At 41.9% G+C, this 13,654-nt stretch carries 12 protein-coding genes; 8 read left to right on the forward strand and 4 right to left on the reverse strand.

Annotation, left to right across the window (positions count from 1 at the left end; all coding sequences use genetic code 11):
- The first annotated feature begins 14 nt into the window (after positions 1–14).
- Together PSYCG_RS05330 and PSYCG_RS05335 are read left to right on the forward strand one after the other, a co-directional pair.
- Positions 15–572: a beta-lactamase hydrolase domain-containing protein gene (locus PSYCG_RS05330; protein WP_020443277.1), complete on the forward strand. Its 558-nt coding sequence runs from the start codon at positions 15–17 to the stop codon at positions 570–572.
- A 166-nt stretch (positions 573–738) separates the two neighbouring features.
- Positions 739–2,214 carry a serine hydrolase domain-containing protein gene (locus tag PSYCG_RS05335; protein WP_020443278.1) on the forward strand — a complete coding sequence of 492 codons (1,476 nt, stop codon included), beginning with the start codon at positions 739–741 and terminating at the stop codon, positions 2,212–2,214.
- A 57-nt stretch (positions 2,215–2,271) separates the two neighbouring features.
- On the opposite strand, the gene PSYCG_RS05340 is transcribed toward PSYCG_RS05335, so the two are convergent.
- The 3 genes from PSYCG_RS05340 to PSYCG_RS05350 all read right to left on the reverse strand — a co-directional run bounded on the left by PSYCG_RS05340 (position 2,272) and on the right by PSYCG_RS05350 (position 6,596).
- Entirely contained in the window at positions 2,272–3,519 is a 1,248-nt protein-coding gene (locus PSYCG_RS05340; protein ID WP_020443279.1) for a cation:proton antiporter, read from the reverse strand.
- Positions 3,520–3,731: 212 nt separating this feature from the next.
- The gene (gene ilvD / locus PSYCG_RS05345) at positions 3,732–5,642 is read right to left on the reverse strand and encodes a dihydroxy-acid dehydratase (RefSeq protein WP_011513411.1); all 1,911 of its coding nucleotides are present in this window, start codon (positions 5,640–5,642) and stop codon (positions 3,732–3,734) included.
- Between the two features lie 180 nt (positions 5,643–5,822).
- Complete coding sequence (locus PSYCG_RS05350; protein WP_020443280.1) at positions 5,823–6,596, reverse strand: hypothetical protein; 774 nt, start codon at positions 6,594–6,596, stop codon at positions 5,823–5,825.
- 238 nt (positions 6,597–6,834) lie between these two features.
- Here PSYCG_RS05350 and PSYCG_RS05355 point away from each other — a divergent pair, with 238 nt between their 5' ends.
- From PSYCG_RS05355 to PSYCG_RS05370, 4 genes are all read left to right on the forward strand, one after another.
- Entirely contained in the window at positions 6,835–7,275 is a 441-nt protein-coding gene (locus PSYCG_RS05355; RefSeq protein WP_020443281.1) for an HIT family protein, read from the forward strand.
- 220 nt (positions 7,276–7,495) lie between these two features.
- On the forward strand, positions 7,496–9,544 hold the full coding sequence (locus PSYCG_RS05360; protein WP_020443282.1) for a BCCT family transporter: 2,049 nt from the start codon (positions 7,496–7,498) through the stop codon (positions 9,542–9,544).
- A gap of 129 nt (positions 9,545–9,673) precedes the next feature.
- On the forward strand, positions 9,674–10,705 hold the full coding sequence (dusB, locus tag PSYCG_RS05365) for a tRNA dihydrouridine synthase DusB (RefSeq protein WP_020443283.1): 1,032 nt from the start codon (positions 9,674–9,676) through the stop codon (positions 10,703–10,705).
- 165 nt (positions 10,706–10,870) lie between these two features.
- Positions 10,871–11,758, forward strand: a complete 888-nt coding sequence (locus PSYCG_RS05370) for an SDR family NAD(P)-dependent oxidoreductase (RefSeq protein ID WP_020443284.1) — start codon at positions 10,871–10,873, stop codon at positions 11,756–11,758.
- A 247-nt stretch (positions 11,759–12,005) separates the two neighbouring features.
- Here the strand turns inward: PSYCG_RS05370 and PSYCG_RS05375 are convergent, their stop codons facing one another.
- Positions 12,006–12,383 carry a hypothetical protein gene (locus PSYCG_RS05375; RefSeq protein ID WP_020443285.1) on the reverse strand — a complete coding sequence of 126 codons (378 nt, stop codon included), beginning with the start codon at positions 12,381–12,383 and terminating at the stop codon, positions 12,006–12,008.
- 350 nt (positions 12,384–12,733) lie between these two features.
- Here PSYCG_RS05375 and PSYCG_RS05380 point away from each other — a divergent pair, with 350 nt between their 5' ends.
- Complete coding sequence (locus PSYCG_RS05380) at positions 12,734–13,096, forward strand: hypothetical protein (RefSeq protein ID WP_020443286.1); 363 nt, start codon at positions 12,734–12,736, stop codon at positions 13,094–13,096.
- A 235-nt stretch (positions 13,097–13,331) separates the two neighbouring features.
- Positions 13,332–13,625 carry a hypothetical protein gene (locus tag PSYCG_RS05385; RefSeq protein ID WP_020443287.1) on the forward strand — a complete coding sequence of 98 codons (294 nt, stop codon included), beginning with the start codon at positions 13,332–13,334 and terminating at the stop codon, positions 13,623–13,625.
- Positions 13,626–13,654: the final 29 nt, after the last annotated feature.

A 13,654-nucleotide genomic window follows, 5' to 3' on the forward strand; every position in this document is an offset into this window, starting at 1 on the left:
ATACATTTATCCTTATGACTTTACATGAAAATTCAAAAAGCATCGAATGCTCTGCTCATTCAGCTGCGGTAGACAAAGCAACAGTTGCTGATGCTAGCAGTGCCGACACTAGTAGCAACGATAATGGCATCCATCTTGCCACCATATTCGATCCATATTTTCGTCCTGATGAAAATACCATCGTATGCGGTGCGCTTGATGATGAAAAGGTGGCCGCATTGGCAGCAGCTGGAGTTGAGTTGGTTATTAACTTGCAGCCTGATGAAGAGCTGAAATTCGATGAAAGTACAGCTGTAGAGCAGGCAGGCATGCAATACGAGCATTTACCTATCAATGGCACTGCTGACTTGAAACAGCTTAAAATACTGGCGTTTGATAACATACTACGTCAGCATCATGGCAAAAAAATTGCCATGCATTGTGGCTCTGGCAATCGTGTTGGCGCTGCCATAGCCTTACGAGCTGGTTGGTTACGTGGACGTAAAATGGATACGGCTATGGAGCGTGGGCGTAGTCATGGTTTGACTAAACTTGCAGAAGAGGTTCATAATCGATTGCTAGTACCGCGTTAAATCATAAATATCCCTAACAATAAAAAAGGCGACCTTAGGGTTGCCTTTTTTATTGTGTGATACATTATAAAAATATTTTGGAGGATAGAGATTTTTTATCCTGATAAGATGTATGACAGGCTTTAAACTGAATAACTTCATAAATATAAAATAGAACAGGGCACTTATGAAAAATAATAATGAAAGCATCTCTACAACTACCCATCAAAACGCTAACGTCGGTACATATACTGACAATCATATCCAACGTCGGCTGCAACAGTTGCTAACAGATTTGCAGCTTGATGATGCGCCGGCAGGCGGTGCATTAGTGGTTTATCAAGCTGGCAAATGTATCGCACAGGCAAGTGTGGGACTGGCACGTGCTGATTTATCATGGAATACAGATACTTTATCATTGAACTTTTCGACTGGCAAAGGCATCTTGGCGACACTGGTTCATGTATTGGTATCACAGAAAAAACTGGATTATGATCTACCGATTGCCCATTACTGGTCAGCATTTGGCGTGCAAAATAAAGAGAAAATCACTTTACGCAGTGTGATGTCGCATCAAGCCAATCTTTTTTCGATTCAAAGTATTGACCTCGATAATGAAATCGTCCTTGATTGGAGTATGATGCTAGAGAAAATTGCAGCAATGCCTGTGACTGCCCCTGAGCAGGCGGAATTATACGATAGTGCTTACAGCGCCTTGGTATATGGTTGGGTGCTGGGCGGCGTGATAGAAGCCGTTACTGCGATGCCACTGGCTCAAGCATTACGCCATTATCTAACAGAGCCATTAGGCATTGCCAACAGCTGCTACTTTGGTGTACCAGAAAATCAGGTCGACAAGGTTGCGCGATTGGTTAAAAACTTTGAGTCAGTAGAAGAAGTGTCAGAAAATGCACAAGAAAGCTCACAACCGCAGCCACGTTCCCGCCGTCATAAACCAGTTTTAAAACCAGATTCAGTAGATACCTTGCAAGCTTATAGCGATTTACCGAGCTATGCCTGCTGGCAACAACAACAAGCAGCCAATCAGTATGCAATCCAATCAGTAACAGCTGATAATAAAGAGCAGATAGAGAAAGTACTGCCAACATTGGATACGGCACAAATCAACCGTCTATACTTTGATAACAGTCAGCTGAATCTTAAAAACTATAAAGCAGCCCTGTTACTTGCGAGCAAAGAACCGATTGACTATTATCATCCGCAGACTTTACAAGCTACTATCCCTGCTGCCAATGGCGTCGCATCAGCACATGCACTGGCGACGATTTATGCGATGTTGGCTAATGGTGGTATATGGCAAGGGAAAGCACTCATTGATGAGGCAACCTTTAAGCAGCTATCAACGCCGCAAGTCACTGGTATGGATGCCGTTATGCCAGCCCATATGGATTGGCGCTTGGGTTATCATCGCCGCTTTAGTATTTGTAATAGCGATAATTTTGAGGTAAACACTCACAATACAAAATTTCATGCGCCACAAAGTTTTGGACACATGGGCTATAACGGTTCAGTTGCGTGGTGCGACCCTGAGCGGCAGCTATCGTTTGCCTTTGTCCATAATTTTGATGTGACCATGCTCAACGATATCCGCCAGTTTGCGCTGACGGAAGCAGTCTTGGATCTAATTAATACTGAAATTTAATCAGCGTTAGTGATTTATAAATAGCATTTTTTAGTTAAAGAAATACTGTTTATCTTATTATTGCGCTTTGTTTGGTGTCATTTTAAGCAGCTGTTTTGCTGTTAAACCATGTATAAAAATAGACGCCAAAATCACAATTGAGCACACTATCCAAAGTTTAAGGGCATCTTCATCATTAAAAAACCCTTGGTTGAGTGCATAAGATAAGTAGTACAGGGTACCGATGCCGCGGATACCTAGGGCTGATATGGCATATTTTTCAGTGCGCGGTAGATTCAGCCCTGATAAGGCAATAAAGCCGCCAAGCGGACGAATCAATAATAAAAAAGTAAAGCTGACGATATAGACGCGCCATGTTAGCTCAACGCCAGCTTGTAGACCTTGTCCAAGGAACATGCCAAAGATGACAAGCACCAGTGACATGAGTAAACCTTCTGATTGCTCAGCAAAATCATGCAATTTATGGTGGTAAGTGTGTTCAGATTCTGAACGACGGAACGCAAATGCCGCGACGAACACGGCAATAAAGCCATAACTATGGACGTATTCTGCCAATCCATATGCCACCAAAGTTAAGGCAATGACCACATAACCTTGAGACATAGTCGTCTCACGGCTATACTTTGAGAACACCAACTTTGCCATGACTTTGCCAACGAAGATGCCGACCAGTAACCCTGCGCCAATCTTCCACAATACATCATGGGTAAACCAAGACCACAGCATATCGCCCGTAAAACGCTCTCCTTCGCTATAGGCTTCTGCGATCTTAATCGCAAGATATACAAAAGGGAAGGCAAGCCCATCATTTAACCCTGCCTCTGAGGTTAAGGTAAAGCGTGGTGTATCTTCACCTCCGGTATTGGGCGGTCCAACTTGAATGCTAGAGGCCAATACCGGATCCGTTGGGGCAAGGACAGCGCCGAGTAAAATCGCAGCACCTATTGTCATACCAAAGGCATAGTAACCTAATACTGCCATCGCAAAGATACCGATGGGCATGGTAATCAGGAGTAGGCGCATCGTCGGACGCCATAATCGCCAAGACAGCTCAGTATCAATCTTGATACCCGCACCGACCAAAGAAACCAACACTACGATTTCAGTCAGTTTTTCGATAATCAGTCCATTATCGATAGGGTTCAAAAATGCCAAACTTGTCCAAAAATAGCCCATCAGCAAACCAAAGCTTAATTGCAGCATGGGCAAGGAGATAGGCGTGCGTTTAAAGATAATCGGAAATAGCGCACCGAATACGAAGGCAATGCCGCAAACCAATAAGAATAAATTGTAATTTTCAATCATGAGGTTGGTGCACGCTGTTATATTTAATTTAAAGTTTAAAAAAGTCACACTTAGTAGCCGTTTATAATGACGGTAAAAACATCTAAATATCGCAAAAAATCGTTATCAGATAGTGATTAAATAGACAGATACGTTGTTTTTTGGTGAAAAAAAAGCCTGCATTGCGCAGGCTTAATAAATTCAGTTCAAGAAGGGTACTTAAATATTATTGTCTAACGTTCAACTTGGCTGACGTCACGTACAGCGCCCGTATCGGCACTGGTGGTCATTGCAGCATAGGCACGTAAAGCAGGAGAGACATGACGCTCACGGCTAACGGGTTTCCAAGCATCACGTCCACGACTTTCCATTTCTTCGCGGCGAGCAGCTAACTCTTCATCACTGACCTGCATATTGATGGTACGGTTTGGGATATCAATATGGATAGTATCGCCTTCTTGCACTAGGCCAATGGCGCCGCCTTCAGCGGCTTCTGGGCTGGCATGACCAATAGACAAGCCTGATGTCCCACCAGAGAAGCGACCATCTGTAAGCAGCGCACATTCTTTGCCTAGGCCTTTAGATTTTAGATAAGTCGTCGGGTAGAGCATCTCTTGCATACCAGGACCGCCTTTTGGACCCTCAAAACGGATGATAACCACATCGCCTGCGACGATTTGATCATCAAGCACCGCTGCTACTGCGTCATCTTGTGATTCAAAGATGCGTGCACGTCCGGTGAAAACCAAGATGCTGTCATCAACGCCGGCAGTTTTGACCACACAGCCACGCTCAGCAATGTTTCCGTATAGAACGGCAAGACCGCCATCAGTTGAATAAGCATGTTGGGCACTTCGGATACAGCCTGACTCTCGGTTCACATCCAGATTTGACCATTCTTTTGATTGTGAGAAAGCCTCAGTCGTCCGTACGCCACCAGGGGCTGCAATATAGCGTGCACGTGCTTCAAGATTGTCAGGATTCATAATATCCCATTTATCAATCGCTTCTTTCATCGTGGCACTATGGATAGTTGGCAAATCGGTATGCAGCAAACCAGCACGGTCAAGCTCGGCCAATAGCGCAAAGACACCACCAGCACGATGCACATCTTCCATATGATACTTTTGTGAAGCAGGGGCAACTTTAGCCAAACAAGGGACGCCACGACTTAAACGGTCAATATCGTGCATTTTGAAGTCGACTTCGGCTTCATGTGCAGCAGCAAGCAAATGCAAAATAGTATTGGTAGAGCCGCCCATGGCGATGTCTAAAGTCATGGCATTTTCAAACGCGGCTTTAGTAGCGATAGAGCGCGGTAGGACTGAATCATCATCTTGCTCATAGCGACGTTTGGCTAGTGACACGATGGTACGACCAGCTTCTAGGAATAGCTCGCGACGTAGCGAATGGGTTGCTAATAATGATCCATTACCCGGTAATGCCAATCCTAATGCTTCGGTCAAGCAATTCATCGAGTTGGCAGTGAACATGCCAGAGCACGACCCACAAGTCGGGCACGCTGAGGCTTCAATAGCAGCGACATCTTCATCACTAATGCTATCATCGGCCGCGTCCATCATCGCATCGACGAGGTCAAGCTTACGAATGGCATTACCTTTACTGTCAGTGCTATGGACGTCGCTACTACCATCATTATTATGACTGTGTGCGACCGTGCTGGCGATAATTTTACCCGCTTCCATTGGGCCACCTGAAATAAAGACGACGGGAATATTGAGGCGCATGGCTGCCATCAACATACCCGGAGTGATTTTATCGCAGTTAGAAATACATACTAGCGCATCGGCGCAGTGGGCATTGACCATATACTCGACAGAATCAGCAATCAAATCTCGACTCGGTAGTGAATACAACATGCCGCTATGACCCATGGCAATACCATCATCAACAGCAATGGTATTAAATTCTTTTGCCACGCCACCCGCTTTTTCAATTTCGCGTGCAACCATTTGTCCCAAATCTTTTAAATGCACATGGCCGGGTACAAACTGGGTAAAAGAGTTGGCAATGGCAATAATAGGTTTGCCAAAGTCGCCATCAGTCATGCCAGTTGCGCGCCATAGAGCACGAGCACCTGCCATATTACGACCGCCGGTAGAGGTTTTTGAATTGTAATCCATGTGGTATTCCTTACAAATGAGCGAGATTTATTAATATGTGCAGCATCCGCTGCAATGTTGATAGTGTGCTTTTTATACCGGGAGAGTACTAGTGAATAATACTAAGTCGTTACCATACCATTAGATATGAGTAACTGAAAATAATTAACCTATAACAAACAAGACTTAAGGGTCAATCATTTATGCAATGCGCTCCAAAATAGCGGTTTCAAACCAAGGGAGCTCATCTTTATCTGCTTCTAGCTTGGCAATGACAACTAAGGCGTGAGTCGCTGGTAGGTATTGATACTCTATATTGGCTTCTATCGTCAATGGTAGCGGCTGATTAGTTTCTGTATCAATGCTCTGTTCGTCAATACTAATCAGCGCTTGTTTGTTATTTTTATACAGGATATCAATACGACCAAAAAACTGCCATTCTTTAAAGGCTGCAATGATAGCATCATCTTTATCTTTAGTATAAATCTGCTGCGTCTCTTTACCCGTATTGGTCCAATGCAAACGGACAGCGAGTTGTAATGCTTCACTAAATACCACCAATGAGCCAATCACCTTGACATGCCACGGATTGGATATGAGTGCTTCGTCAATACCAACTAGCTTGGCAGCTTCTTGCGCTGTCATCGGCGTATTAAATTGTACCAGTAGCTTTGGGGTTAAAGGATAGGTCTGCTTAACGACATCGTCCAAACTGTCATAATGATATAAAAATGGCAGCGGTAAGTCTTGAGTGATGGTCTTTTGACTGATTTTACAGTTATGAATACGCCAACTGATGGCTTTATCAGTCAATGCTTGCGCTAATATAATGGCATTTGGGTCAGTAGCTGGAGGGTTATTTGCCCCAAGCGTTTGCTCATGCTCACCATCGTTTATGGTAGCGTCATTGATAGACTGCGTATGAGCGTCAGTATTATTAGATAATTGAGTTGGCAAGGCAGTCAAATCCATCATGGTAAGGTCATCGAGAGAGTAGATTAATATAACATTTATCGCGCATGGCTCGTCAATAATTTAATCATCAACGAGAGCAGCAAGTTAGTTCATGAAGATCAATCAGTGATTATCTGATACTTGTACTTAAGTGAGATTTCGTCCACTATATTTAATGGTGTAAGTATTCGTTTAATACTCGCTATCCAATCAATACTAACTTTGATTCAATAATAATACAGGTTAAAGGAATAAGATAATGAGCCAAGCCAATCCGCAAACTACTTATAAAGACGATAATATTTTTGCCAAAATGCTCGATGGCGATATCCCTTATCATAAAGTTTATGAAGATGATAAGACTCTTGCTTTTATGGATATCATGCCACAAGCCAAGGGGCATGTTTTAGTCATTCCTAAGCAAAAAGCGGTGGACTTAGCCGATCTTGAACCTGAATACGCGGCAGCTGTGTTGATGACGGCTAAAAAAGTCATGGAAGCCCAGCGTCAGGTATTTGATCGTGAAGGCATTATCCAAATGCAGCTAAATGGTGCAGAAGCAGGGCAAACGGTGTTTCATTATCATGTGCATCTGATTCCTTCTAGTATTCATGAGCTTGGTCACCATGCCGTCACACAAGCAGATCATGCCGAGCTTGCAAAAACAGCTGAACAACTGGCAGCGATTATTACTGCGTAATTTTAAAAACGTCTATCGTTGTTCTGAGTTAAAAGAACAGATAGTACTTACTCTTTAGATAATAATAAAAGGGCAACTAACAAGTTGCCTTTTTTGTTTTTAGGTAATAGTGCTGTAACAATAGTTCAAGTAATGTGACAAATGGGCATCAATACTGGGGTTAGTAATCGGTTTGTGGTAAACATTAAGTCTACTTGATCGTTAATATAAGAATCTGCTTATGAAGAACAAATCCTCCCGTTCCACTATCTTATTGCCCGTCTTCGTGCCGGCAGCAGCCATTATGCTGCTATTAGTGATTGGTACTGCTATTAATCCTGAGTCTGCTGGGGAACTATTTAGCACCGTTCTGAATTTTACCACTGAGACTTTCGGCTGGTTCTATATGTTAGCAGTCGCCATATTTTTGATGTTTATCATTGTCTTGGCGTTTTCGTCTTATGGCAGTATTAAACTGGGACCAGATCATGCTCAGGCTGAGTACAATTTTCTTGAATGGTTTGCCATGCTATTTTCAGCAGGGTACGGCATCGCTTTACTATTTTACGGCGTAGCAGAGCCAGTCATACACTTTGCCAGTCCGCCACTCTCAACGCCACAGACTATTGAGGCTGCCAAAGAAGCGATGCAAATTGCCTATTTTCACTGGGGTTTTCATATTTGGGCGATTTATGGTGTGGTAGGTTTGTCGCTGGCATATTTCTCTTTTCGTCATGGCTTGCCCTTGTCAATGCGCTCAACACTATATCCACTCATTGGTGATAAAATTTATGGTCCGATTGGACATACTGTTGATGTGTTTGCCATTGTGGGCACGATGTTCGGTATTGCGACCAGTTTGGGGATTTCTGTATCACAGATCAATGCCGGGTTAAATTATCTATTACCAAATACGATACCTGTTAGTATTACAGTTCAGGTGATTATCATTGCGCTGGTGACACTAGCAGCTTTGGCATCTGTTCTCGCTGGCATGGATAAAGGGGTAAAGCGACTCTCAATTTTGAACATGATGTTAGCAACGGGACTGATGCTGTTTGTTTTTATCGTGGGTCCCACCATCTTTATTCTAAACGCTTTTATGGAAAACACGGGCAGCTATTTAGGCAATATCGTTGAGCGTACTTTTAGTTTACAAGCTTATCAATCGAGTGATTGGATCGGCAGTTGGACACTCTTTATCTTTGCATGGACGATTGCTTGGGCACCCTTTGTCGGATTGTTTATTGCCAAGATTAGTCGGGGTCGTACTATCCGTGAGTTTGTATTAGGCGTGATGTTAGTACCAACCTTCTTTACATTCTTTTGGTTCGCAGTTTTTGGTGATACAGCGCTCCATATGATTATGGTTGATGGCTACGATGCACTCATTACTGAAGTGCAGAACAACCAAGCAATTGCGTTATTTAAATTATTAGAGAACTTGCCTTTTACTCAGATAGTGTCGTCATTAACAGTACTATTAATTATTACCTTTTTTGTGACCTCATCAGATTCAGGGTCGTTGGTGATTGACTCTCTTGCAGCGGGTGGACGTAGTGATACGCCATGGTGGCAACGTACCTTTTGGGTAGTGACTGAAGGGGCAGTTGCCGCGGCTTTACTGGTCGCTGGTGGACTGACAGCATTGCAGACTGCCGCTATTGTCAGCGCTTTACCCTTTGCCGTTATTATATTGATTTCGATATTTGGCATGTGGCGAGCGCTACGTATTGAAGGTCATCGTAACCAGAGTTTAGGTAACGATAACCATTTGCCGCCGCATCTGCTGAAACTAGAGGCTTGGCGCGAGCGTATTGATTATATGACTGAGCAGCCAACACGCGATAAAGTGCTTAGTTATATTAGAGGAACGATTTTATCTTCTATGAAAGAAGTGGCTGAGAAGTTCGCCGATACAGGTTGGTTACCTGATGTGAATTATGATGAGATCAATAACCGCGCTGTATTAGAATTGAGAAGTGGCGATAATGTGGAGTTCTGGTACGAGGTTCGCTTATCAGAGCATGATATTCCTGATTATTATACGGAAGATATGGCAAACAAATTGTCGCAAGAGCACCATTACCGTGCTGAAGTGTATTTGCGCCGTGGTGGTCAGACCTATGATTTATATGGTTATGAATCAGTGTCGATTATTAATGACATTATCGATCAGTTTGAGAAATATCTACACTTTGTCAATGTCTCACCAGATATTCTACCGTGGCGTATGCAAGAGCATGATGAAGATATAACGCTTGAGCAGGGCAGTGTGTTTGATAAATAAGTATATTAAACAGGACATTCAATGTTGATAAACTTTATGAGCTGAGCAAATGATTACGTAATCCCTTGCAATATGCGCACGAATCCTTAGAATAACGGCTTGTTTTCATTGCTAATCAAGCCGTTTTTTATGTCTATTAATTCTCCAGTTTTACTTTCGTCTAATCCTACCTCAGAGCATCCTTTATTGCAGCCACTTGTGATTGGCGGCTTGACGATTGAGAACCGTTTGATAGTTGCACCGATGGCTGGCGTGACAGACAATCCTTTTCGCAGATTGTGCAAATCTTTTGGTGCAGGTCATGCAGTCAGTGAAATGATTATCGCTGATACGGCATTGTATGCGCGCAAAAAATCGCTCTATCGTGCCAATTTTGATAATGAGATTGCGCCTATTTCTGCCCAGATAGCAGGCGCGGAACCTGATAAATTGGCAGAAGCAGCGCGTTATCAGATTGATAATGGTGCACAAATTATTGATATTAATATGGGCTGCCCTGCCAAAAAGGTCTGTAGAAAGCTGGCAGGTTCTGCACTGTTGCAAGACGAGGACTTGGTAGCGCGTCTATTAGATGCAGCCGTCAATGCAGTGGATGCGCCTGTCACATTAAAAACTCGCTTGGGCTACGAGAATGGACGTGAAAATATTTTGCGCGTTGCAAAGCGAGCAGAGCAAGCGGGTATAGCTGCTATTGCCATCCATGGACGCACGCGTGAAGATATGTATACTGGAGAGGCGCGCTATGAGCTGATTCGTGAAGTCAAAGAAAGCATCAGTATTCCAGTCATTGCAAATGGTGATATCGATAGTGCGCAAAAAGCACAGCGCGTTTATGAGCTGACCGGCTGCGATGCGGTGATGATTGGACGCGCTGCACAAGGACAACCATGGATATTTCGCGATATCGAGCATTTTTTGCGTACAGGTGAGACGCTGGCATCACCCAGTGTTAGCGAGATAAAAGAGATTGTACTGACACATTTAGAAGAGCTATACGGTTTTTATGGTGAATACTCAGGCTGCCGTATTGCTCGCAAGCACATTGCTTGGTATACCACCGGTATTCCGAACTCTAACGCTTTTAGGCAAGCCATGTATGGTGAGGAAAGTACCGCCGGACAGTTCCATGTGGTAGAGGATTTTTTAAATGCTCATGAATAAACAATGAAGAGCATCTGTCGAGCACAAAGTGATCCATACTTCATCTAATAAGAATGTCTATCCAGTTAAACTGGCTTTATTGCTTATTTATTTCCTTTAACCTATATTTCTTTGTTATGATTTAGGTAAATATTAACGGAAGTCTAATTTTTAAAAGGATGTTTCATGGCTAACCCCTCAAAAAAAGCAATCGGTAAAGCAGTTCAAGACAAAAATATTATTATAACGGGGGCATCAAGCGGTATTGGTGAGCGTACTGCTTTTTTGCTTAGTGAATGCGGTGCTCATGTCATTTTGTTGGCACGTACTGAAGAGAAGCTAAAAGCGGTTAAAGAAAGTATCGAAGAGCTTGGTGGTAAGGCAAGTTATTATCCTTGTGATTTGACCAATATGGATGCCATTGAAAAAGTTAGCACGCAAATTTTGGCGGACTTTGGTCACGTTGATGTCTTGGTAAATAATGCCGGTCGCTCGATTCGACGCTCGGTTCACGAATCCACTGAACGTTTCCATGATTTTGAGCGTACCATGGATATTAATTACTTTGGCGCAGTCAAAATCATTCTTGGGTTTTTGCCGACGATGATTGAACGTCAAACGGGTCAAATTGTGAATATCTCATCCATTGGTGTATTGGCAAACAGTCCGCGTTTTGCTGCGTATGTTGCCTCAAAATCGGCCTTGGATGCCTTTAGCCGTTGTCTAGCTGCCGAAGTCAAAGGCGATAATGTGACGATAACCAATATCTTTATGCCATTGGTACGCACGCCGATGATTGAGCCAACTAAGCTTTATCGTTATATGCCAGCGCTTATGCCAGATGAGGCGGCAATGATGGTCGCCAAAGCGATCGTTCATAAGCCAAATAGTATTGCTAGTAACATGGGCAAGTTTGCGTCGGCTACTTATTCATTAGCACCAGCGATTAACGTTGGTATTCAATCGATGGGTTATCGTATTTTCCCAAGTACTCGCGCCGCTCAAACCACCGATAAAAAACCAAACCTTGCTCAACGTGCCTTTGCCAGAATCTTACCGGGTGAGCATCACTAGAATAGTATTCTATTAGCGCTAACATAAAATCAAAAAGGATACTTCGGTATCCTTTTTTAGTGCCTTAAAATATTAATAAATAGGTAGGCGGTGGATTTCTATTTAACATAAGGCTCGTTATGGGAATAATGGCTGCTATCTAGTGAGGATTTGAATGTTCAGCTGTGTGCTAATGTCATCGGCGCTTTGACTCACTGAAATATTTACAGTGTGAAGGTTTTTAATAAAGCATTACAGTTAAATATATTTAAAGCCCTTTAAACAAGGGGTTTTCTTTCAGTAAATAGTCATTATCACGTAAAGGGATTTTTCCCCAGAAAATTCTCATAATATGAGTAAACCTATCGTAATATTCTGTTAACTCTTCTATATCTATATTTTCTACACTCCAACCATCATATGGGTTTAGAGTTGAAGAAAATGCTGTTTCAATTGATCTTCCTAAATAATAAACATCTGCCATCACCGTCTTGTCTACAGTTTCCTTATTTTCAATGTCTTTAATAATATCTAGTAAAAAGATTTCCAGATCCCAATATTTATCAACGTCCCAAACAAAATCATTCTTTAATGTATTAGTAAAGGATTCGTGACCCCAAAGATACGTTCGTATGTTAGCCTTCATTTCAATGTCCATTTTTTTACAGAACCTGCCATAATTATTGAGAATATAGCTTACAGTTCGCTGTCTGTATAGCGCACTCAACTAACTTAATGATTTCATAACTGCTGAACTGATTGAATCAGTTCGGTCCCCTAGTGAGGACTTGAACACTAGGCTGTAGGCTATATACGATAATTGATCAAACTATTTAGGGAGACATAGTGTACTTAGTAATGTACATCATGTGAGCTTTTCGAAAAAAATTATCTCTATGATTTGTTATAACGAACCTAATTTCCACTTGAGCTATCCATAAAATTATGAAATTTTACTATATTATTCTAATGAACTAGCTCTAACAGAGAAGGAAAATGGAGTTAAATAATCGCGAAAAATTAGCACTACTGAATAATTTTGAAATCGACTTCGAGTATGGTGAGGTTACGCTTTTGGATAATTTCGATTACTTTTTGATTTTTAATAAAGAAAGATTCTCTAGAAATACAGACTTTGTAGCAAAGGTATATGATAAAGCAGGTACTTATGTATTAACTATCCCATTTCCCGAGGTTGAAATGCATTATCAAAAGCTTAAGCTTATATTTAGCTGGTGTTGGGAGGTTGAACGTGGAGTTAGGATAGTATTCAATGCAGATGACAGAATCATGTGGGATTTCTGGTATGAATTTGATTTAATAAGTCGTAAATACACTAATTGTAATAGAGCTTATTAATGTTAAATCCTGATCGGTGCGCTATACAGGCATCGAACAGTAGGTTTCAGATATAATCTTAATACCTATGAGGTCATTGATTGAAAACTATTAAGTTAGCTTTTGCAATCTCTCCATCGTAGCTTATGTTGAGGGTGCTTTAAGCTATATTCTAGATATGTTTGGATATTTATTTTCTGGAACTTAAGTAGAGGTATAAGTGAATATCTGTAGCATTAGTACTCAAATTAGGAAAATGTCTGAAGCAAAAGTAGATGCAGATATGGGGGCATGGAGAGATGTTTTCAGTAAATTTGATAAAGCAGTAGAAGAATGCTTCGATGTCGATATGTTAGTTAATTGCTTATTAGAAGATGACTCATGGTATATACCTTTTGATTCTAGAATGAAGCTTATGGAAAAAGCAAAATCTTTAGGCGGATGCTCATTGGAGTTTTTGGCAGATTACTATTCATTTAAAACAGCATTTCTAGATCCAGGCAAAGAATATGATGATGCTGTCGCAAAACTAGATGAGCTATTTCAATAGGTTTGATTAGATTATACCCTAAGAGAACC

Origin of the sequence: Psychrobacter sp. G (assembly GCF_000418305.1) — a bacterium.
Classification (GTDB): Bacteria; Pseudomonadota; Gammaproteobacteria; order Pseudomonadales; family Moraxellaceae; genus Psychrobacter; species Psychrobacter cryohalolentis.